At 73.6% G+C, this 18,857-nt stretch carries 23 protein-coding genes and 1 riboswitch; of the genes, 5 read left to right on the top strand and 18 right to left on the bottom strand.

The features are described from left to right. The 7 genes from QMC84_RS12515 to QMC84_RS12485 form a co-directional block, all read right to left on the bottom strand. Window positions 1–606 (bottom strand): hypothetical protein (locus tag QMC84_RS12515; RefSeq protein ID WP_300375137.1); only part of this gene is annotated, 606 nt, incomplete at its 3' end. Between the two features lie 198 nt (window positions 607–804). Next, on the bottom strand, window positions 805–1,848 hold the full coding sequence (locus tag QMC84_RS12510; protein ID WP_300375136.1) for a phosphatase PAP2 family protein: 1,044 nt from the start codon (window positions 1,846–1,848) through the stop codon (window positions 805–807). 38 nt (window positions 1,849–1,886) lie between these two features. Continuing rightward, on the bottom strand, window positions 1,887–2,876 hold the full coding sequence (locus QMC84_RS12505; RefSeq protein WP_300375135.1) for an ABC transporter ATP-binding protein: 990 nt from the start codon (window positions 2,874–2,876) through the stop codon (window positions 1,887–1,889). Then, window positions 2,876–4,510: an iron ABC transporter permease gene (locus tag QMC84_RS12500; RefSeq protein ID WP_300375134.1), complete on the bottom strand. Its 1,635-nt coding sequence runs from the start codon at window positions 4,508–4,510 to the stop codon at window positions 2,876–2,878. Before QMC84_RS12500 ends, QMC84_RS12505 begins: the two co-directional genes overlap by 1 nt. A 97-nt stretch (window positions 4,511–4,607) precedes the next feature. Further along, complete coding sequence (locus tag QMC84_RS12495) at window positions 4,608–5,687, bottom strand: thiamine ABC transporter substrate-binding protein (RefSeq protein ID WP_300375133.1); 1,080 nt, start codon at window positions 5,685–5,687, stop codon at window positions 4,608–4,610. Beyond that, window positions 5,678–5,787, bottom strand: a riboswitch (TPP riboswitch). It overlaps the preceding gene by 10 nt. A 162-nt stretch (window positions 5,788–5,949) precedes the next feature. After that, on the bottom strand, window positions 5,950–6,828 hold the full coding sequence (locus tag QMC84_RS12490) for an RNA polymerase sigma-70 factor (protein WP_300375132.1): 879 nt from the start codon (window positions 6,826–6,828) through the stop codon (window positions 5,950–5,952). Beyond that, entirely contained in the window at window positions 6,825–7,412 is a 588-nt protein-coding gene (locus QMC84_RS12485) for a carboxymuconolactone decarboxylase family protein (protein ID WP_300375131.1), read from the bottom strand. The genes QMC84_RS12490 and QMC84_RS12485 overlap by 4 nt, the downstream gene beginning before the upstream one ends. A gap of 105 nt (window positions 7,413–7,517) precedes the next feature. Between QMC84_RS12485 and QMC84_RS12480 the strand changes: the two genes are divergently transcribed. Both QMC84_RS12480 and QMC84_RS12475 read left to right on the top strand, forming a co-directional pair. Continuing rightward, the gene (locus tag QMC84_RS12480) at window positions 7,518–8,435 is read left to right on the top strand and encodes an alpha/beta hydrolase (RefSeq protein WP_300375130.1); all 918 of its coding nucleotides are present in this window, start codon (window positions 7,518–7,520) and stop codon (window positions 8,433–8,435) included. Then, a complete protein-coding gene (locus QMC84_RS12475) occupies window positions 8,432–8,875 on the top strand; it encodes a GNAT family N-acetyltransferase (protein WP_300375129.1) in 444 nt (147 codons plus the stop codon). The genes QMC84_RS12480 and QMC84_RS12475 overlap by 4 nt, the downstream gene beginning before the upstream one ends. On the opposite strand, the gene QMC84_RS12470 is transcribed toward QMC84_RS12475, so the two are convergent. The 6 genes from QMC84_RS12470 to QMC84_RS12445 are packed head-to-tail and all read right to left on the bottom strand — an operon-like array spanning window position 8,865 to window position 13,926. Further along, window positions 8,865–9,968: an MBL fold metallo-hydrolase gene (locus QMC84_RS12470; protein ID WP_300375128.1), complete on the bottom strand. Its 1,104-nt coding sequence runs from the start codon at window positions 9,966–9,968 to the stop codon at window positions 8,865–8,867. The genes QMC84_RS12475 and QMC84_RS12470 overlap by 11 nt on opposite strands. A 9-nt stretch (window positions 9,969–9,977) precedes the next feature. Then, window positions 9,978–10,793 (bottom strand): SDR family oxidoreductase, encoded by an 816-nt coding sequence (locus QMC84_RS12465; protein ID WP_300375127.1) that lies wholly within the window; start codon window positions 10,791–10,793, stop codon window positions 9,978–9,980. Continuing rightward, complete coding sequence (locus QMC84_RS12460) at window positions 10,790–11,899, bottom strand: diacylglycerol kinase (RefSeq protein ID WP_300375126.1); 1,110 nt, start codon at window positions 11,897–11,899, stop codon at window positions 10,790–10,792. The genes QMC84_RS12465 and QMC84_RS12460 overlap by 4 nt, the downstream gene beginning before the upstream one ends. Window positions 11,900–11,953: 54 nt before the next feature. Next, window positions 11,954–13,141 carry an NADH:flavin oxidoreductase gene (locus QMC84_RS12455; protein WP_300375125.1) on the bottom strand — a complete coding sequence of 396 codons (1,188 nt, stop codon included), beginning with the start codon at window positions 13,139–13,141 and terminating at the stop codon, window positions 11,954–11,956. 21 nt (window positions 13,142–13,162) lie between these two features. After that, window positions 13,163–13,570, bottom strand: coding sequence for a hypothetical protein (locus tag QMC84_RS12450; protein WP_300375124.1), 408 nt, complete (start codon window positions 13,568–13,570; stop codon window positions 13,163–13,165). Continuing rightward, entirely contained in the window at window positions 13,567–13,926 is a 360-nt protein-coding gene (locus QMC84_RS12445; protein ID WP_300375123.1) for a hypothetical protein, read from the bottom strand. Before QMC84_RS12445 ends, QMC84_RS12450 begins: the two co-directional genes overlap by 4 nt. Window positions 13,927–13,942: 16 nt before the next feature. On the opposite strand from QMC84_RS12445, the gene QMC84_RS12440 reads away from it, so the two are divergent. Continuing rightward, window positions 13,943–14,722: a putative protein N(5)-glutamine methyltransferase gene (locus QMC84_RS12440; RefSeq protein WP_300375122.1), complete on the top strand. Its 780-nt coding sequence runs from the start codon at window positions 13,943–13,945 to the stop codon at window positions 14,720–14,722. On the opposite strand, the gene QMC84_RS12435 is transcribed toward QMC84_RS12440, so the two are convergent. Continuing rightward, entirely contained in the window at window positions 14,706–15,554 is an 849-nt protein-coding gene (locus QMC84_RS12435; RefSeq protein ID WP_300375121.1) for an SDR family oxidoreductase, read from the bottom strand. The genes QMC84_RS12440 and QMC84_RS12435 overlap by 17 nt on opposite strands. 123 nt (window positions 15,555–15,677) lie before the next feature. Here QMC84_RS12435 and QMC84_RS12430 point away from each other — a divergent pair, with 123 nt between their 5' ends. Further along, window positions 15,678–16,025 carry a helix-turn-helix domain-containing protein gene (locus QMC84_RS12430; RefSeq protein ID WP_300375119.1) on the top strand — a complete coding sequence of 116 codons (348 nt, stop codon included), beginning with the start codon at window positions 15,678–15,680 and terminating at the stop codon, window positions 16,023–16,025. Here the strand turns inward: QMC84_RS12430 and QMC84_RS12425 are convergent. Beyond that, window positions 16,018–17,118, bottom strand: coding sequence for a hypothetical protein (locus tag QMC84_RS12425; protein WP_300375118.1), 1,101 nt, complete (start codon window positions 17,116–17,118; stop codon window positions 16,018–16,020). The genes QMC84_RS12430 and QMC84_RS12425 overlap by 8 nt on opposite strands. A gap of 79 nt (window positions 17,119–17,197) precedes the next feature. After that, the gene (locus QMC84_RS12420) at window positions 17,198–17,671 is read right to left on the bottom strand and encodes a ribonuclease H (RefSeq protein ID WP_300375117.1); all 474 of its coding nucleotides are present in this window, start codon (window positions 17,669–17,671) and stop codon (window positions 17,198–17,200) included. A gap of 43 nt (window positions 17,672–17,714) precedes the next feature. Between QMC84_RS12420 and QMC84_RS12415 the strand changes: the two genes are divergently transcribed. Beyond that, window positions 17,715–18,149, top strand: coding sequence for a DUF6314 family protein (locus tag QMC84_RS12415; RefSeq protein ID WP_300375116.1), 435 nt, complete (start codon window positions 17,715–17,717; stop codon window positions 18,147–18,149). A 25-nt stretch (window positions 18,150–18,174) separates the two neighbouring features. On the opposite strand, the gene QMC84_RS12410 is transcribed toward QMC84_RS12415, so the two are convergent. Together QMC84_RS12410 and QMC84_RS12405 are read right to left on the bottom strand one after the other, a co-directional pair. Then, entirely contained in the window at window positions 18,175–18,354 is a 180-nt protein-coding gene (locus QMC84_RS12410) for a hypothetical protein (RefSeq protein WP_300375115.1), read from the bottom strand. A gap of 197 nt (window positions 18,355–18,551) precedes the next feature. Continuing rightward, window positions 18,552–18,773, bottom strand: a complete 222-nt coding sequence (locus QMC84_RS12405; RefSeq protein WP_300375114.1) for a hypothetical protein — start codon at window positions 18,771–18,773, stop codon at window positions 18,552–18,554. Between the last annotated feature and the right edge of the window lie 84 nt (window positions 18,774–18,857).

Genomic DNA, 18,857 nt, shown 5'->3' with positions numbered 1-18,857 from the left:
GGCCGTGGTGCGGGCGTCGCGGGCGGCCGCCGCCGCGCGGACCGCGGCCGCCTCGGCGTCCTCGGCCTGCTGGGCCGCGACGTCGGCAAGGGTCGCGGCGGCGCGGAACCCGTCGTAGTTGGCGTCCAGGGCGCGCTCGGCGTTCTGGAGCGTGGTGGTCTGCTGGACGACCTCGTCGATGCCGTCCGAGCCGACGATCGCGGAGAACGCGGTCAGGCCGGGGGCCAGCTCGTACGACGAGACCAGGGCGTCGCCGTACGCCTGGCGCTGCCGATCGAGGTCCGCACCGGCGATCGCGACGTGCTCCCGGGCACTCGCCGCCTGCTCGCGGGCCTGGGCGGCGCGCCAGCGAGCGCCGTTGAAGGCCTCGGCGGCCTGCGCGGCCCGCACCGCCGCCTCCTCGAGGCGCTGGTCGGCGACCGCGAGCCGGGCCTGCACCCCGGCGACGTCGCCGGCTTGGGCACGCGCGGCCGAGCGGGCGTCCCGGACGTCCTGGCGCGACGGCGTCTGGTCGTCGGCGACCGCGCCGCCGGTGACCGGCCCGGCGACCAGCCCGGTGACCAGGGCGGTCGCAGCGAGAGCGGCGGCCAGGTCGAGCGCTCGCACCGTGGTGTCCCCATCCGATCGTCTGCACCGCCCCATGCGGCACTCGGAGCACGCTAGACAACTTTCGTCACAAACGGAACATCTGGCCCCGATTTTCTCAGAACTCACGGCGTGTCGGCTTGACAAACCACAGCGGTGTAATTCCGGCCGGACCGGCTCTGGTCGGAGCGCTCCCGACTCGACCGAGGCAGCCGGGGGTCAGCGGTCGACGGGGACGGCCGACGTGGCGGTCGTGGCGTGCGAGGCGAGCCCGTGCTTGTCGAATCGCTGCCCGCTGGCCAGCCCGCCGACGTAGAACGAGACGAGCGCGATCATCACGCCGGCAACGTCGTCGGCGATGTAGTGCCAGCCGAAGTACAGCGTGGCGATCACCGTGACCCCGAAGTTGACCCAGAAGATCCACCGCAGCGCCCGGGAGCGCACGGTGTACTGGATCATCAGCGCGACGAGCATCGTGATCGCGACGTGCAGGCTCGCGAAGCCGGCGACGGACTGGACCGAGTCCTGGACCACGCCCCAGTACACGTTGTTGCGGCCGTAGGAGAGCGACTCCATCAGCTTGTCGGTGGGCGTGTCGGGCAGGCCGTCGTACAGCCAGACGTACTTGAGCCCGGGGCCGAGCGTGGGCAGCGCGTAGTACGACGCCGTGCCCAGCGACCAGGCGATGCACTGCGAGGTGACGAACCAGTAGCCGTAGGACAGGTTGCGCGACCAGACCAGCCACGCGGTGACCGCCAGCGGCACCAGCGGCAGGAACCACAGGTAGACGTAGGACAGCGGCCAGGCCATGAAGCCCTCGCCGAGGAGCCCGTGGAGCACGTGCGCCGGGTCGTGGCCGAACAGCAGCGCCCGGTCGAGGTAGTGCAGCTCCCGGTCGTACATCACGTCGCGCACGAACGGCAGGAACGACTTGAGGTTGCGGTAGCTGACGTAGACGACGTAGAAGCAGACGATCCCGAGCGCCACCAGGGTGAGCCGCTCGCGGTTCCAGTGGGTCCGCCAGCGCTCCCGCACGATCCCGGGCATCAGCCGCGGGTCCATCTTGGAGTACCACAGGGTCCGGGGCAGCAGGTCGAGCAGCAGCGCGCCGGCCAGCAGCAGCGGCAGCCGCAGCCAGGACGGCCCGAGGAAGCTGCCCTCGGGGTCGATCAGGCGCTTGTCGTAGATGATCGCCACGATGATCGCCAGCACGCCCATGACGACGGCGTTGCCCACGAGCAGGGCATAGGCACGGCGATACACGCAGGTCAGTGTAGGCACCGGGCCGGGTCGGTGTCCGGTCAGCGTCCGGTCGGCGTCGGGGCCAGGCGGCTGGGGTCGACGCTCAGCCGGACCGGGTCGCCGGGCCCCGGATGCGTGCCCAGCCGCCCCACCGCGTCGACGGCGCCGATCCCGTCGACGTCGACGACCAGCCGGATCAGCTCGGGGGTCGCCCGCGCGGACACGACGACGCCGCCGAGGGGTCCGTCGTCGGCGACCACGAGCGCCGAGCGGCGTACGGCGACCGCCGGGGCGGCGGGCCGGCCGGCCGCTCGCAGGAGCGCAGCCGCGGCAGCGCCCTCCAGGACGCTGGCGTACCCGAGGAAGAGCGCGGTCTCGGGGTCGGCCGGCGCGCGCCAGACCTCGGCGATGTCGCCCTGCTGGACGATCCGGCCGGCGCGCATCACCGCCAGCCGGTCGGCGACCGCGAAGGCCTCCTCCTGGTCGTGGGTGACCATCAGGGCGGTGGTGCCGGCAGCGCGCAGGATCTCGCGCAGGTCGACGGCGAGCCGTTCGCGCAGCCCCGCGTCGAGCGCGGACAGCGGCTCGTCGAGCAGCAGCAGCCGCGGCGCGACCGCGAGCGAGCGAGCCAGCGCGACCCGCTGCCGCTCGCCACCGGACAGGGTTGCCGGGAGGCGGTCGGCGTACCCCTCGAGCCCGACCAGGGCGAGCAGCTCGGCGACCCGCTCCGCGGCCCGGGGGGTACGCCGGAGCCGCAGCGCGTAGCCGATGTTGCGGGCGACCGTGAGGTGGTTGAACAGCTGCCCGTCCTGGAACATCAGCGCGAAGCCGCGCTTGTGGGTGGGGACCGGGGCCAGGTCGGCGCCGTCCCAGCAGATCCGCCCGGAGACGGCCGGCTCGAGCCCGGCCACCGCGCGCAGCAGCGTCGACTTGCCCGAGCCGCTCGGCCCCAGGACCGCGAGCACGTGCCCGTCCGCGAGCTCCAGCGTCGCGTCGACGACAGCCGGCACGCCGTCGTACGAGACGCTGAGGTGGTCCAGGGCCAGCATCAGAACGCCCCCACCGACGGCACCCGCAGCCGGTCGACGGCGAGCATCACGAGCGCGGTCGTGGCGGCGAGGACGACGGACGCGGCGAGGGCCATGCCGTAGTTCATCGCACCCGGGTGCCCGATCAGGTGGTAGATCACGATCGGCAGCGTGGGGTGGTCCTCCCGGGCGAGGAACGAGGTGGCCCCGAACTCGCCGAGCGACACCGCGAACGCGAAGCCGGCCGCGGCGGTCAGCGGCCGCCACATGGCGGGGAGGTCCACGGTGGCGAAGGTACGCAACGGGCCGGCACCGAGCGACGCGGCGGCCTGCCGCTGGCGGTCGTCGATGCCGCCGAGCACCGGCACCAGGGTCCGGACGACGAGCGGCAGCGCCACCAGCGCCTGCGCGATCGGGACCAGGAGCGGTGAGTCGCGCAGGTCGAGGGGCGGCCGGTCGAGGGTGATGAGGAACCCGAAGCCGAGCGTCACCGCGGACACGCCCAGCGGGAGCATGAACAATCCGTCGAGCAGGCCGCGCGCCCGGCGCTCACCCCGCGTGCGCGACCGGCGGGTGACCACCACCGTGACCAGCACGCCCAGCGACAGCGACATCCAGGTGGCGTCGACGGCGGTGCGCAGCGAGGTGGCGAGCGCGTCGGTGGCCGAGGCGAGCAGTGCGTGCTGCGAGCCCTCGCCGGTCAGCGCGCGGTAGTTGCCCAGGCTCCACGTGTCGCCGACTCGCAGCGAGCCGGCGACCAGGGCCGCCACCGGTGCCCCCACCAGCAGCAGCACCAGCCCGGTCGCGACCAGGTCCGGCCAGTCGCCGGGGGCCGGCCGCGGCGGGCGCCGGGTGGAGCGGGCCAGCGCCGGGTCGGGTACGGCGCGCAGCCGGCCGGCCACCACCAGGAGGGCGGTGATCGCGAGCAGCTGGAGGATCGAGAGCGCCGCCGCGGCCTGGAGGTCGAGCAGGTTCGTGGTCAGCAGGTAGATCTCGGTCTCGACCGAGGAGTAGCGCAGCCCACCCAGGGTGAGCACCACGCCGAAGGCCGTGGCACAGAACAGGAAGACCACGCTGGCGGCGCTCACGATCGCCGGCCGGAGCGCGGGGAGCGTCACGGTCCGGAACACGTGGGCCGGCCCCGCCCCCAGCGCCGCGGCCGCCTCGGCCGGGCGCGGGTCCAGCGACTCCCACGCGGCGCCGACCGCCCGGATCACCACCGCCACGTTGAAGAACACCAGGCCGGCGACGATGGCCACGGCCGAGCCGTCCAGGCCGAGGAAGCCCAGCGGACCGGCCTCGCCGATCAGCTCGCGGAACGCGACCCCGACCACCACCGTCGGCAGCACGAACGGCACCAGCAGCAGCGACCGCAGCGCCCGCCGGCCCCAGAACCGGCGCCGATGCAGCAGGTGCGCCACGGGTAGGCCGAGGAGCACGGCGAGCAGGGTCGCGACGGTCGAGGACCAGACGGTGAACCACAGCACCCGGTGCACCCGGGGCCGGCCGAGCACCTCGAGGACCCCGCCCGGGTCGAAGCGACCGTCGGCGAGGAAGCCCTCCGAGACCATGCCGCTGACCGGCAGCACGAAGAACACGCCCAGCACCGCCAGCGGCAGCGCCGAGAGCCCGACCAGCTCCAGCGACCGCCTCATGGCCCGGCCGTCACCCCGGGCCGCCGGCGGGCGCCGCCGGACGTCATACGGACAGTGGAGGGGGACACACTGTCCGTATGATGTCCGGGGATGCCGCTCATCGGGAGGTGACGTCGCTCCACTCGCGCAGCCAGTCGTCGCGGTGCTCGCTGATCGAGGCCGGGTCCACCTCGTAGGGCTCGCTGGGCTGCTGCGCGAACCGCGCCCACTGCGCCGGCAGCTGGACCGAGGCGTCGACCGGGAACACGTACATGCTGTCCGGCAGCGCCGACTGCACGTCCGGGCCGAGCAGGAAGTCGACCAGCTCCTCGGCTCCGTCGGGGTTGGCGGCCCCGGCCAGCACGCCGGCGTACTCCACCTGGCGGAAGCAGGTGTCGAGCAGCGCGCTGGTCGACGACTTCCCGTCGGAGACGGTGAACGCCGGGGAGGAGTCGTACGACAGCACGATCGGCCGGTCGCCCTGGCCGCCGCCCTGGGTGAAGTCGACCTCGTAGGCGTCGGACCAGCCGGCGGTCAGCTTGGCCCCGTTGTCCATCAGCCGGGCCCAGTAGTCCTGCCACCCGTCCTCGCCGTACGCCGCGATCGTCGTCAGCAGGAAGGCCATGCCGGGCGAGCTGGTGGCGGCGCCCGGCGTGACGAACAGGTCCTGGTACTGGGGGTCGGCGAGGTCGTCGAGGGTCTTCGGTGGGGCGAGGTGGTGCGCGGCGAACCAGGTGTCGTCCACGTTCACGCACACGCTGGCGTTGTCGATCGGCGTGAGGTCGTGCTCGTCGTCGCCCGGCAGCCGGTACTGCTCGGCGCCGTCCGGGAGCGGCGCGTCGTACGCCGCGAACACGCCCTCGTCGAGCGCCCGCGAGGCGAAGGTGTTGTCGACGCCGAAGGCCACGTCGCCGAGCGGGTCGCCCTTCGTCAGCACCAGCTTGTTGGTGAGGATCCCCGCGTCGCCGGACGCGCGGACCACCAGGTCGTAGCCGGACTGCTGCTCGAACTGCCTGATCAGCGGCTTGGGCAGCACGAACGACTCGTGGGTGACCAGCACCACCCGGGTGGGCGTGCCGCCGGGTCCGGCCGACGGCTCGCCGTCGGACGAGCCGTCCCCGATCGTCGAGCAGCCGGTCGCCGCCAGGGCGAGCGCGACCAGCGGGACCAGTGGCGCCAGGGCATGGATGGGTCTCATTTTCCGACTCCCTTCGCCGGTGCTAACCGGATCAGGTTCATAGGGTCTGCGGCGGATCCGCACTCTCAGCACGTTGCGACGTGCTCCCCTGCGTTTGTCGAGACTGTAGTCCCACCGTGCTCGGCCCCGGGGTCCGGTCCTGCCACCGGACGCTTCCGGCTCGCTGCAACGCCCGTCTAACGGCTCTCCCCGGCGCGTTGCAACCTGGTCGGCAGGTGGGGTGAACCGGCGTTCCAGTTGCGCGGCCGGCGTCGGCGGATGCTCAGCGGGTGAGCGTGACCACCGCGTCGAGGCGGGCCAGCTTGGCGGGGTTGCGCACCACGTAGAGCCCGGTGACCAGGCCGTTCTCGACCACCATCGACGCGATCGTGTCGAGCTCGCCGTCCAGGACGATCCGCAGCGCGGGAGCGCCGTTGACCACGACCACGTCGGCGACGGCCTCGAGGCCCTCGGCGACCGCGTCGAGGAAGCGGACCACCTTCTCGCGACCCAGGATCGGCCGGAGCGCGGCCTTCTTCACCCCACCACCGTCGGTGACCAGCACGACGTCGGGGGCGAGCACGTCCATCAGGCTCTGGATGTCGCCGGTCGCGACCGCGGCCAGGAACGTCGCCATCACGTGCTCGCGCTCGGAGCGGGTGGCCTCGACGCGGGGCCGCCGCTCGGCGACGTGGCCGCGGGCCCGGTGCGCGATCTGGCGCACGGCGGCCGGGCTCTTGTCGACCGCGGCCGCGATCTCGTCGTAGCCGAAGTCGAAGACCTCGCGCAGCACGAACACCGCGCGCTCGGTCGGGCCGAGCGTCTCGAACAGGGTGAGCATCGCCAGCGAGACGCTGTCGGCGAGCTCGACGTCCTCGGCCACGTCGGGGGCCGTGAGCAGCGGCTCGGGCAGCCACGGGCCGACGTACGACTCCCGGCGCCGGGCGTTCGTGCGCATCCGGTTCAGCGCGAGCCGGGCGGCGATCCGCACCAGGTAGGCCCGCTCGTCGCGCACCTGGCTGCGGTCGACCTCGACCCACCGCAGCCAGGTCTCCTGGAGCACGTCCTCGGCGTCGGCGGCCGACCCGAGCATCTCGTAGGCGACGGTGAAGAGCAGGTTGCGGTGGTCGACGAAGACATCCGTCGAGCCGGTGGCGTTCATGCGTCCCTCACGTGTCCAGACGGTACGGCGAGCGGCAGCTCGCACACATCCGAATATCCCTGGCTCTGCAGGCCCGCGGCGGAGTTGAACCGCGAGCGCATGTTCTCCAGGGCGACCATCTGGGTCAGCTCGACGACGGCGGGGGTGCCGAGCCGCTCGACCAGGCCGGCCACCATCGCGTCGGTGACGGTCGGCGGCGTGGCGGTCATCGCCTCGGCGTACTCGAGGACGTCGCGCTCCAGCGGCGTGAACACGTCCGACTCCCGCCACCGCGGGACCTGGCTGATCTTCTCCAGGTCCAGCCCGTCGTCGTGCGCCTTGAAGTAGCCGAAGTCCAGGCACCAGCTGCACCCGATGGTGGCGGCGCTGGCCAGCTGCGCATAGGACTTCAGCGTGGGGTCGAGCGCGTCCCACTTGGCGGCCTTGCCCTCGAAGCCGACCACCGCCCGGAGCAGCGGCTTGTGGTGGAAGTACACGTAGAGGCCGTCGGGGATCTCCCCGAACGTGCGGCGGGCGTACGCCGACATCACCTTTCCGTACAGGCCGGTGATCGTGGCCTTGGGGATGCGGAACGTGCTGGGCATCTGCCTTCTCCTTCGCTCTCTCGTCGGGCACTTCTGGGTCCGTCACCCACCAGACACCGGCCACGCCGCGGCTGTGACACCCGGGCCTGTGGGAGGCTGCGACCCATGAGCCCCAGCCGTCGCCACGAGGCGCTCGCGTGGGTCGTCCCGAGGCTGCGTCGCTCACGCGACCTGGACACCCCGGAGGCCGAGCGGGCGCGGATCGAGCGCTGGCACGCGACGCTGGGACGACGGCTGCCGACCCGGCTGGCGCCGCGCTTCGCCAAGCGGTTCTCCGTGGTCACGGAGGTGCTGACCGGCCCGTCCGGCGAGTTCGCGTCGTACGTCGTCACCCCGCGCGGGACCGACCCGCGGCGCACCGTCGTGTACCTCCACGGCGGCGGCTACGTCGCGCCGATCGACCCCTTCCACGTCCGGTACCTGTGCCGCCTGGCCACCGACCTCCACGCACGGATCGTGCTGCCCGACTACCCGTTGGCGCCCGAGCACACCTGGCGCGACTCGCACGCGCCGATCGCCGACCTGACCGCCCGCTGGGCCGGCGACTCCGACCAGCTCGTGCTCGCGGGCGACTCCGCGGGCGGCGGCTACGCCCTCGCGATCGCCCAGACCCTGCGCGACCGCGGCGGCCCGCAGCCCTCGCGGCTGCTGCTGCACTCCCCCTGGGTGGACCTGACCGCCACGACGCCGGAGACCGAGTCGTTCACGGTCCGCGACCCCTGGCTGTTCCTCGGCAAGCTGCAGGCGTACGCCGCCTGGTGGGCCGGGTCCCCCCCGGACCTCGCCCGCCCCGAGGTGAGCCCCGCGCTGGCGGACCTCGACGGACTGCCGCCGGCGCTGATGTTCTGCGGCACCCGCGACACGCTCGCCCCCGGCTGCCGGCTCCTGGCCCGCCGGGCCGACCGATCCGACTGGGACCTCACCTACGTCGAGGTCCACGACCTGATCCACGTCTACCCGCTGCTCCCCCTCATCCCGGAGGCACGGGAGGCCCGCCGACACACCCTGGAGTTCCTCCGATGATCACGATCACCGCCGGTCCCTTCACCGCCCTCGACCCGACCACCGCGTACGCCGTCTGGCGGCTGCGCCAGGACGTGTTCGTGGTCGAGCAGGAGTGCCCCTACCCCGACCTCGACGGTCGCGACGACGAGCCGGGCACCCGGCACGTGCTGCTCCGCGACGACGACACCGTGCTCGGCTACGCCCGGGTGCTCGACGAGGTCCGCGACGACCGGCCGGTCTGGCGGATCGGCCGGGTGCTGCTGGACCGCGCGGTCCGCGGCAAGGGCCTCGCGGACCCGCTGATGCAGACCGCGCTCCAGGTCTGCCGGGGCCGCGACGTGGTGCTCGACGCGCAGTCGCCGCTGGCGCCGTGGTACGCGACGTTCGGGTTCGAGGCCTCCGGCCCGGAGTTCCTCGAGGACGGGATCCCGCACACCCCGATGCGTCTCAGCCGCTGACCGGGCCGCTGACCGGGCCGCTCGCCGGGACCGCCGAGAACAGCACGCCCTCGGCGGTGTCCTCGCGGGTCGCCCGACCGCGGGCGACCAGCAGCTCGAGGTGCGCCTTGGTCTCCATCGCCGCCATCCCCTGGCTGAACGCGTCGAGGTCGTCGTACGCCAACTCGCGCCGGGTCCACGCGAGCTGGTGCGCGACGCTGAACCCGGTCCCCGGCCCGTCGGCGATCGCGGCCAGGCTCTGCGCGAGGCGCCGGTCGTGGAAGGACAGCAGCTCGTCCGCGCGGGCATGCGACGACGGCGCCACCGGACCGTGCGCGGGGAGCACCTTCAGGTCGGGCAGCGCGCGCACCTTGGTCAGCGACGCCATGAAGTGGCCGAGCGGGTCGGGCGTGGGCGGGACCGTGAACCCGATCGACGGCGTGATCGTCGGCAGCACGTGGTCACCGGCGAACAGCAGCCCGGCGGCCCGCTCCGCGAAGACGTAGTGCCCCGGCGTGTGCCCGGGGGTGTGCACCGCGTCCAACGTGCGGGCGCCGACCTCGATCGGGTGGTCGCCCTCGAGCCAGGTGTCGGGGAGCTTCCAGATCGCCGGGTCCGGGCGCTCGCCGCCCTCGGCCGCCCACAGGTCTGCGAGCTCGTGCGCCCCCGCCGTGCGGAGCACGTCGAGGAACGGGCTCTCGTCGAGGAGCCCGTCGTTGAGCAGGTCCAGGGCCGGCTTCTCGCCGAGGCCGAGCGCCACGTCCGCGCCGTACTCGTGCCCGAGGACGGTGGCGAGCGTGAAGTGGTCGCGATGGACATGGGTGACCAGGAAGCGGCGGATGTCGCCGAAGCCGTAGCCGACCTGGCGCAGGCACCGCTCGAGCAGGTCCCGGGCGACGTCGATCGCCCAGCCGCCGTCGATCAGGGTCAGGCCGTCCGCGGTCTCGATCACGTAGACGTTGATCGCCTTGAGCCCGTCCATCGGCAGCGGCAGCGGGATCCGGTGGATGCCCTCGGCGACCTGCCACGCACCCTCCTTGCTCCAGTGCTCGCCGGAGTCGGGCGAGACGGCGAACGCCGTCGGCGTGGAGGACGGCGAGGTGGAGGGCGTCACGGACGGACCCTACGACCCCACGTCGGGGAACCCGAGGTCGAGGGTCGGCTGCTGGATGCCGCCGTCGATCTCGAGCAGCTTGCCGGTCACGTACTGCCCGGCCCGGGAGGCGAGGTAGACGACGCCCGCCGCGATGTCCTCCGGCTCGCCCACGCGCCCGAGCGGGGTCTTGGTCTCGAGCTGGCTCATCAGCTCCGGCTGGCCGGCGACGTACTCCAGGGCACTGGTCATGATCGACCCGACGTAGATGCCGTTCACGCGGATCCGCGGGGCGAGGTCCTGGGCCGCCATCCTCGTCCAGTGCGCGAGCGCCGCCTTGGCGGTGCCGTAGGCGACGAAGCCGCGGTCGGCGGTGCGGCCCATCATCGAGCTGATCGTGACGACGCTCTTCTGCGCCCCCGGCAGCGAGCCGTCGTCCTGCAGCATCAGGGGCACCGCCGCCCGGGTCAGCGCGTGCGCGGTGGTGACGTTGAAGCTGAACGCCTCGTTGAGGAACTCGTTGCTGGTGTCGAGGAACGCGTTCGGGAACGTGCCGCCGACGTTGTTCACGACCGTGTCGAGCCGGCCGAGCTCGTCGTACGCCGTCTGCGCGAGGCCGGCGACCGCGTCGAGGTCGCTGAGGTCCGCGGCGACCACGAGCGCGCGCCGACCCGTCGCGCGGACCCGCTCGGCGACCTTGTCCAGCTGGCGCTCGGTCCGGGCGGAGATCAGCACGTCCGAGCCGGCCTCGGCGAGTGCGACGGCGGTGGCGGCGCCGAGGCCGCGGCCCGCGCCGGTGACGATCGCGACCTGGCCGGTGGTCGCGAAGCGGTCCAGGATCGTCACTTCGTGCTCACCAGCCCTCGGCCGGTGACCAGCGGGAGGTCGAGCGCGGTGACCAGGCCTCCGGGCGAGGCGACGACGGCGGGGACGGCGTTCACGATCCGCTGGGCGGTCACGATCATCCCGGAGACGTTGTGGTCGCCGTTCTCCCCGTGGTGGGTGAAGTCGAGCTGCAGGAACGGCTCGCCCTGGATGACGACGCGGTAGCAGCCGTCGCCCTCCGGCGGGGTCGGCCACTCGGGCACCTGGTCCGGGGCGGTCCGGGTGATGTGGTCGAGCACGATGCGCGGGACGCCAGCCACCTTGCCGATCACCTGGAAGCGGACCGCGCCCATGGTGCCGGCCGCGACGTCTCCCGAGACGCTCGGCGTGTCGACCTCCGCGGGCCGGCGGTCGACGGCCTCGGTCAGCGGCTCGTCGAGCGTGACGCCGAGGCCGGCGGCGAGCTGCCGGACCACGCTGCCCCAGGCCATGCCGAGGACGCCCGGGGCGAACAGGAACCCCGGCTGGTCCATCGGCTTGCCGAACCCGAACAGGTCGTTCATGACGACCGGCTGGTAGTAGGTCGAGTAGTCGCAGATCTCCATCACCCGCACCTCGTCGATGCGCTGGCTCAGGCTGCTCAGCACCAGCGGCAGCACGTCGTTGGCGAAGCCGGGGTCGATGCCGTTGACGTGCAGGCTGGCGCCCGTGCGCTCGCCGGCCGCGGCGATCCGCTCCATCAGCTCGGGAGGCAGGATCTGCTCCGGCCACTGCAGCAGCACCGGCCCGCTCGAGGTGACGTTGACGCCCGCCTCGAGGAAGTCGACGAGGTCGTCGATCGCCTCGAAGACCCGGTCGTCGGTCATCGCGGTGTGCACGATCGCGTCGGGCCGCATCGCCAGCAGCTGCTGCTTGTCCGTGGTGGCGCGCACCCCCAGCTCGCGACCGAGCCCGGCCAGCTCGCCGGCGTCCTTGCCGGCCTTGTCCGGGTGGGAGACCCAGACCCCGACCAGCTCGAGGTCCGGGTGGGCGTCGATGCCCGCGATCGCGTGCCGCCCGACGGTCCCGGTGGACCAGACGACGACTCTCAGCGGCGTGCGCTCGGTGGCCGAGCCGGTGGAGACCATGCGGGCAATCTAGAACACGTTCTAGTGCGCTGGGAAGGGCCCGGGGTTCGGCTGTCAGCAGCCGATCCCCGCAACCGGCGTGACCACCGGGCAGCGGGTGCCGGAGTAGATGGTGGGCATGCACCGGTTGCAGTGGATGCAGACGCCGGCGGTGGCGCGGCCGGAGCGCAGGCGGTCGACGAGGTCGGGCTCGCGGAGCAGGGCGCGGCCCATCGCGACGAAGTCGAAGCCGTCGGCCATCGCCTGCTCCATGGTGGCGAGCCGGTTGATGCCGCCGAGCAGCATCAGCGGCATCGACACGGCGGCGCGGAAGCGCAGCGCCTGGTCGCGGAAGTACGCCTCCTCGAACGGGTAGGCCTTGAGGAAGCCACGGCCCACGGGCGTCCTCATCCCGAGGCGTACGACGAGCGGCATCGTGGCCGCGAACTCCTCGACCGGCGCCTCGCCGCGGAACAGGTACATCGGGTTCATCAGGGACGAGCCACCGCTGAGCTGCAGCGCGTCGAGGGTGCCGTCGGCCTCGAGCAGCTGGGCGTACCCGATGCCCTCGTCGGTCGTCACGCCGCCGCGGAACCCGTCGCCGACGCTGACCTTCGCGGTGATCGCGGCGTCCGAGCCGATCTCGTCGCGCACGGCCCGGGCGACCTGGCGGCCGAGCCGGGCCCGGTTCGCCAGCGACCCGCCCCACCGGTCCTTGCGGCGGTTGAGCCCGGGCGCGAGGAAGGAGGAGATCAGGTAGCTGTGGGCCATGTGCAGCTCGAGCACGTCGAAGCCGGCCCGGACCAGCAGCCGCGAGGCCGCGACGTACGCCTTGGTGATCCGGGTCAGGTCCGCCTCGGTCGCCGAGCGGACCATCTGCATCGACAGCGGGCTCGGCATCCGGCTGGCGCTGATCGCCCTCACGCCGTTCGAGCGGCCGTTGGCGACCGGCCCGGCGTGCCCGACCTGGCCCGCGATCGCGGCTCCGGACTCGTGGATGGCGTCCGCGAGGCGGGTCAGGCCGCCGAGCGTCGGCTCGCCCACGACGATCTGCTCACGGTGCGTGCGCCCCTCCGGAGCGACCGCGAGGTACGCGACGGTGGTCAGCCCGACACCGCCGCGGGTCACCGCGAGGTGGTAGTCGATCAGCTCGTCGGTCACCTGCCCGTCCGGCACCCGGCCCTCGAAGGTCGCGGCCTTCACCGTCCGGTTGCGCAGTCGCACCGGGCCCAGCGTGGTCGGGGCGAACACGTCCGCGGTCATGACGGCAACCTAGAACACGTTTCAGTTGTTGGCGAGGGCGGCGAGCTTCCGGTGGCGCAGCCAGAGCAGGCCTGCGACCGGGAGCACCGCCGGCACGAACCCGTAGCCGATGCCGTAGTCGGACCAGACCGAGGCGTCGGGGAACCAGTCGCGCACGACCAGGCTCAGCGTCCCGACGCCCGCGACGCCGGCCAGCTCCACCCAGAGCATCACGCTCGCGAAGCCGGTGCGCCCGGCCGAGGCCTGCCGGATCGCGTACCACCCGAGCGCGTAGGTGACGGCCGCCGCCAGCGATAGCCAGTAGGCGACCGGCGCGTCGTCGTACCGCGTGGTGAGCTGCACCAGCGACCGGGCGCCGGCGGCCAACGTGAACAGGGCGTAGAGGGCCAGCAGCACCTGGTGCGGGCCGCTGCGGCGCTCGTCGCTCATGCGGTCATCTGCAGGCGTACGGCGACCACGCCGACCGCGACGGCCGCGACCGCGACGACGGCCGCCGACCACGTCGCGCGGTCGTCCTGGACCGACCGCATCGCGATCGGCAGCACGCACACCGAGGCGACCAGGTAGCCGACGTACGTCGAGGTCGACTCCGGCCGGTCCCCGCCCAGCAGCGGCCCGAGGCCCACCAGCGCGCGGACGACGACCAGCAGCTCGAGCATCCAGGCCATCTGGTCGAGCCAGCGCGGCCGCTCCGTCCCGCGGGCGGCCGCGGTCACCGCGAGCACCGCCACGAGCGCGGCGTACCCGACCACGATCCAGGTGATCTGGGTGCTGACGCTCGGCATGGCAGCATCATCGACCATGACCGGCCCGGCCCCCGACGACACCCTCGTCGCGACCCTGCGCGCCGCCGGGTGCGTGTTCGCCGAGGAGGAGGCCGCGCTGCTCGCCCGCGAGGCCGAGGACGAGCCCGCACTGGCGCGGCTGGTCGCGCGCCGGGTCGCTGGGGAGCCGCTCGAGCAGGTGGTCGGGTTCGCCGAGTTCCTCGGGCTGCGCGTCGCGGTCGAGCCCGGGGTGTTCGTGCCGCGGCTGCGCACCACACTGCTGGCACGCCGGGCGATCGCGTCGCTCGAGCCGGGGGACGTGGCCGTCGACCTGTGCTGTGGCACCGGCGCGCTCGGCATGGCGCTGCTCGCCGCGGTCCCGGGGATCGAGGTGCACGCCGCGGACATCGACCCCGCGGCCGTGCGGTGCGCGCGGCGCAACCTCCCGACCGGCCGGGTCCACGAGGGTGACCTGTACGACGCGCTGCCGGCCTCGCTCCGCGGCCGGGTGGCGGTCGTGGTCGCGAACGCGCCGTACGTCCCGACCGGCGCCATCGCCACGATGCCGCCGGAGGCCCGCGACCACGAGCACCGGGTGGCGCTCGACGGCGGCGCGGACGGCCTCGACGTCGCCCGGCGGGTGATCGCCGAGGCGCCGCAGTGGCTCGCCCCCGGCGGCCGGGTGCTCGTGGAGACCAGCGCCGCCCAGCGTCTCGTGGCCGCCGCCCACGTCACCGCGGCGGGCCTCGACGTCGCCGTCGCGTCGGGGGACGACGTCGACGGCAACGTCGTGATCGGTCTCAGGCCCAGGAGCTGACCGTGTCGCGCAACGGCACCGTCGGCCGCCCGAGCAGCTTCGCCAGCTGACCGGTGGTGAGGCCGAGCAGCCCCGCCGCGATGTCCTGGTCGAGCGCGACCACGAAGCCGGCGGTCCCCTCATCGAGGCCCGCTGCCAACAGGGCGTCGCGGTGGGCCTCCGGGGTGAGCGAGCGGTAGGCGACCTCCCGGCCGAGCACGTCCGCGAACGTCGCCGCGAGCTCGCCGTAGGTCCAGGCGGCGTCGCCGAACAGCTCGTAGGCAGCGCCCTCGTGGCCGTCGGTGGTGAGCACGACGGCCGCGGCCTCGGCGAAGTCCGAGCGCGGTGCGCTGGCCACGCGGCCCTCGCCGGCGCTCCCGAGGACCACCCCGCTCGCGCGGGCCTGCTCGAACGTCGGCAGGTAGTTCTCGGTGTACCAGCCGTTGCGCAGGAACGTGAACGGCAGTCCGCTCTCGCGGATCAGGGCCTCGGTGGCCGCGTGCTCGGGCGCGACGGCGAGCGTGGTGTCGTCGGCCGCGGGTGCGCTCGTGTACACGACGCGGCGTACGCCGGAGCGGACCGCGAGGTCGACGACCGCGCGGTGCTGCGGGACCCGGCGCCCCACCTCGCTGCCGGAGACCAGCAGCAGTACGTCGTCGGCGCCGAGCCAGTCGACGGACTCGGGGACGTCGTCGAAGTCGAGTCGCTCGACGCGCACGCCCCGGTCGGCGAGGTCGGCGAGCCGCTCGACGGACCGGCCGGTGGCCACGATCCCCTCCGCGCCCCGCTCGAGCAGGGCCTCGACGACGAGGCGGCCGAGGTGGCCGGTGGCTCCGGTGATGACGATCGACATGGTCTGGCCTTCCGTGGGTGGGGTGCAGGTGTCGTCGGTTGAACCACTCCGCGCTGTCACACCTTCCCGTCCGGGGGTACCCACTTTGAAGTGGGGTACCCACCCACAGGTAAGGTGGATGCCATGGCGTCCGTCCGCGACCTCCAGCTCGACACCGCGTGCCCCGACACCCGCCTGCTGGTGGAGCACGTGACCAGCAAGTGGGGCGTGCTCGTGCTGCTCACGCTCGACGACCGCACGCTGCGCTGGAGCGAGCTCAAGCGCGAGATCGCCGGGGTCAGCGAGAAGATGCTGATCCAGACCCTCCAGGTCCTCGAGGCCGACGGCCTGGTGCGGCGTACGGCGCTGCCGGTCGTCCCGCCCCATGTGGAGTACGCCCTCACCGACGACGGCTGCGCCGCCGCAGCACTCCTGGCGCCGCTGGTGCGCTGGGCCCAGACCCGGGTCGGGCCGCGGGTACCGGTCAGCTGAGCACGAGCCGGGTCAGCAGCGCGTTGTGGTCGCTGGCGAAGCCGCCGACCACCCACTGACCGGCGAAGCGCATCTGCTGGGCCCGGTAGGCCGCGCGGTCGACGTACACGTAGTCGATCCGGCGCCCGTTCGAGGGGAACGTCGGCGCCACGTCGGTGCCGAGGGCCTGGTACGACGAGACCGCGGTGTCGGCCAGGGCGCGCCGCGGGCCGCCCACGGGCCGGTGCCGGGCGTCGGCGCGGGCGTCGAAGTTGTAGTCGCCGGTCCCGACCACCCACCGGCCGGGCGCGGTGCGCCAGGTCGCCGCGATCCGGGCCAGCTGGTTGCGGGCCCGGTAGGCGTTGATCGTCGGGGTCCAGCGGCCGGGACGGGACAGGTCCTCGATCGCCTGCGGCAGGTGCGCGTTGACCACGGTCAGCAGCCGGCCGGTGTCGCGGTGGCGGAGCGTGACGACCCCGACCATCCGGTTGCCGAACGGGTAGCGGCCCTCGCGCCAGCTGACGCCGAGCGCGACCTGGCGCTGCCGCGCGGTGACCAGGGCGAACTCCGAGCGCCGCCAGGAGACCGCGATCTCGGAGTTGCGGCGGCCGAACGGGAAGGTCTTGGTGTCCCAGCCCGGCAGCGCGTGCAGGACCCGGCCGAACCGGTCCGCCTCCTGCCAGCCGACCACGTCCACGCCGCGTCGGCGGGTGAGCCGACGCGCGTCGTGGGCGGCCTGGGCCGGGCTCAGCTTGCGGTACATGTTCATGCTCGCGACGCCGATGTGCACGCGCTTGAGCCGCACCGGTCGTACGCCGGACGCCGCGGTGTGTCCGCCGCGCGCGGGCGCGGTCGTCAGCACCCGCTGGCGCGGGGGCGGAGCGACGTCGGCCCGCGGTCCGGCGGGCGCGACCGTGAGTCCGGCGCCGCTGGCACCGACAGCGGTCACGTGGGCCGCGGTCTGTGCCGGCGCGACCGGCTCGGGCTGGTGGTCGACCAGCGGCGCGACCAGGAAGCCGATCAGCGTGGCGACGAGCAGCAGCGGCGGCGGTCCCGCCCACCTGCGGGCGCGACGGGACGCATCGCGGCGTCCGAGACGGACCCGTCGGACCACGCTGCTTCCCCTCGGCTCGGTCTGGCGGTGGTGCGGCTGACCCTCACGCTAACCTCGTGAGCCACTTCAGCCTCGGAGGTCACGCCCGTGTCGCCGCGACGGCGAGACGGTCCACGAAGTCGTTCATGACGTGGCCGGAGTGGCCCTTCACCCAGGCGAACGCGACGTCGCCGCGGTCCTGCACCAGGCCGACCAGCGGCTCCCAGAGGTCCCGGTTGGCCACCGGCTTGCGCGCGGAGCTGACCCAGTCGCGGTCCAGCCAGCCCTGCCACCACAGGTCGCGGAAGCAGTGCACGACGTACGTCGAGTCGCTCACCACCAGCAGCGGCCCGTCGAGGGAGCGCACCGCCTCCAGCGCCGCCCGGATCTCCATCCGCTGGTTGGTCGAGGGCGACTCGTGGCCCGACGCGTACACGGACGTGTCCACGGCCCAGGCCCAGCCTCCGGGGCCGGGGTTGCCGGAGCAGGCGCCGTCGGTGAACACCTCGCGCGCCCCCTCGGGCACCGGCATGGCGGGGCGGGGCGGGCGCTTGGCTCGGGTACGGGGCGGCACCGGAGCACCCTCGCACAGCGGGGGTTGGCTACCGTCATCGGTCATGGGACCCGAGGCGCCCCCGACCGACCTGTTGGGCACCTGGACACTCACCCGGGTGGTCGACGACCGCCTCGCGGGCGAGCGGCGCGACGTGGTCGGCACCGCCACGTTGGAGCTGGAGTCGCCGGACCGGGTGCGGTGGAGCGAGGAGGGGACGATGAGCTGGGCGGGTCGCTCGGTCCCGGTGAGCCGGACGCTGTACGTCGAGCGCTCCGGCGCGGCGTGGGAGGTCACGTTCTCCGACGGCCGGCCGTTCCACCCGTGGGCGGTGGGCCACCGGGTCGGACACCCGTGCGGCGCCGACCACTACGACGGGCTGATCGAGGTCGACGCGGAGGGCTGGACGGTCGAGTGGCGGGCGACCGGGCCGGAGAAGGACTACGTGATGACCACGGTCCACTCCGACCGGCGGCCCGCCCGCCCCGCGGCGGACTGACGCGACACCGGCCGGCGCACGCGTCTCAGGCTGCGCGGCGGGCGCTCGCGGCCGGTCGGGCCGTGAGGACCGCGAGCGCGGGCCGGGCGGCACGGCGCGCCTCGGCGACGACCGCGACCAGCGCGGCGACGGCGACGAGGGCGGCGACGACCCCGACCACGAGGATGGCGACGAGGAACGGCTCGAGGGCGGCGGGATCGGACATGGCGGTGCTCCTTGGATCGGTCGGCCCGAGGCGGTCCGCCTCGGCGCGGCTACCGTCCCGCGCACCGCTTGGGGATCACTGGAGGCCGGCTCGGGGTCGGCTGGGGTCGACCTGGGCAGGCTGGGATCGACCTGGGGCGGGGACGCCCGCCGGGGAGCTCCGGCGACGGGCCGATCGCGCGATCAGGCTTGGACCGATCAGGCTTGGACCTGGTGGCCGTCGAGCGACGCGGCCGGCGTCCCGGCGGCCTCGGTGCGCGCAGCGGGCACCTGGACGCCGACCAGGGCGACGCCCGGAGCCGGCGTACGGCGTGCTGCCGCGACGACCCACACCAGCACAGTGACGGCGACGGCGGCGGCCACGACGCCCAGGACGACGAAGGCGACCAGGTAGGGCAGCAGGCTGGGGTAGTCGGACATGGGGACTCCTCGGTGAGGGACGAGCGAGACCGCTCTGCCCTCACCAACGACGTGGCGCGCCGTTGGTCATGCCGGCGGCAGCCG

It is taken from the genome of Nocardioides sp., assembly GCF_030019515.1.
In the GTDB taxonomy this organism is placed as follows: Bacteria; Actinomycetota; Actinomycetes; order Propionibacteriales; family Nocardioidaceae; genus Nocardioides.
Note: the sequence above shows the minus strand (reverse complement) of the source record. Positions and strands in the feature narration are given on the sequence as shown.

What these genes read in the sequence shown, in the direction of transcription:
- QMC84_RS12505 (WP_300375135.1), bottom strand. Translation starts at nt 2,876, where the DNA reads ATGCTGGCCCTGGACCACCTCAGCGTCTCGTACGACGGCGTGCCGGCT.
- QMC84_RS12500 (WP_300375134.1), bottom strand. Translation starts at nt 4,510, where the DNA reads ATGAGGCGGTCGCTGGAGCTGGTCGGGCTCTCGGCGCTGCCGCTGGCG.
- QMC84_RS12495 (WP_300375133.1), bottom strand. Translation starts at nt 5,687, where the DNA reads ATGAGACCCATCCATGCCCTGGCGCCACTGGTCCCGCTGGTCGCGCTC.
- QMC84_RS12490 (WP_300375132.1), bottom strand. Translation starts at nt 6,828, where the DNA reads ATGAACGCCACCGGCTCGACGGATGTCTTCGTCGACCACCGCAACCTG.
- QMC84_RS12485 (WP_300375131.1), bottom strand. Translation starts at nt 7,412, where the DNA reads ATGCCCAGCACGTTCCGCATCCCCAAGGCCACGATCACCGGCCTGTAC.
- QMC84_RS12480 (WP_300375130.1), top strand. Translation starts at nt 7,518, where the DNA reads ATGAGCCCCAGCCGTCGCCACGAGGCGCTCGCGTGGGTCGTCCCGAGG.
- QMC84_RS12475 (WP_300375129.1), top strand. Translation starts at nt 8,432, where the DNA reads ATGATCACGATCACCGCCGGTCCCTTCACCGCCCTCGACCCGACCACC.
- QMC84_RS12460 (WP_300375126.1), bottom strand. Translation starts at nt 11,899, where the DNA reads ATGGTCTCCACCGGCTCGGCCACCGAGCGCACGCCGCTGAGAGTCGTC.
- QMC84_RS12455 (WP_300375125.1), bottom strand. Translation starts at nt 13,141, where the DNA reads ATGACCGCGGACGTGTTCGCCCCGACCACGCTGGGCCCGGTGCGACTG.
- QMC84_RS12450 (WP_300375124.1), bottom strand. Translation starts at nt 13,570, where the DNA reads ATGAGCGACGAGCGCCGCAGCGGCCCGCACCAGGTGCTGCTGGCCCTC.
- QMC84_RS12445 (WP_300375123.1), bottom strand. Translation starts at nt 13,926, where the DNA reads ATGCCGAGCGTCAGCACCCAGATCACCTGGATCGTGGTCGGGTACGCC.
- QMC84_RS12440 (WP_300375122.1), top strand. Translation starts at nt 13,943, where the DNA reads ATGACCGGCCCGGCCCCCGACGACACCCTCGTCGCGACCCTGCGCGCC.
- QMC84_RS12435 (WP_300375121.1), bottom strand. Translation starts at nt 15,554, where the DNA reads ATGTCGATCGTCATCACCGGAGCCACCGGCCACCTCGGCCGCCTCGTC.
- QMC84_RS12430 (WP_300375119.1), top strand. Translation starts at nt 15,678, where the DNA reads ATGGCGTCCGTCCGCGACCTCCAGCTCGACACCGCGTGCCCCGACACC.
- QMC84_RS12415 (WP_300375116.1), top strand. Translation starts at nt 17,715, where the DNA reads ATGGGACCCGAGGCGCCCCCGACCGACCTGTTGGGCACCTGGACACTC.
- QMC84_RS12410 (WP_300375115.1), bottom strand. Translation starts at nt 18,354, where the DNA reads ATGTCCGATCCCGCCGCCCTCGAGCCGTTCCTCGTCGCCATCCTCGTG.
- QMC84_RS12405 (WP_300375114.1), bottom strand. Translation starts at nt 18,773, where the DNA reads ATGTCCGACTACCCCAGCCTGCTGCCCTACCTGGTCGCCTTCGTCGTC.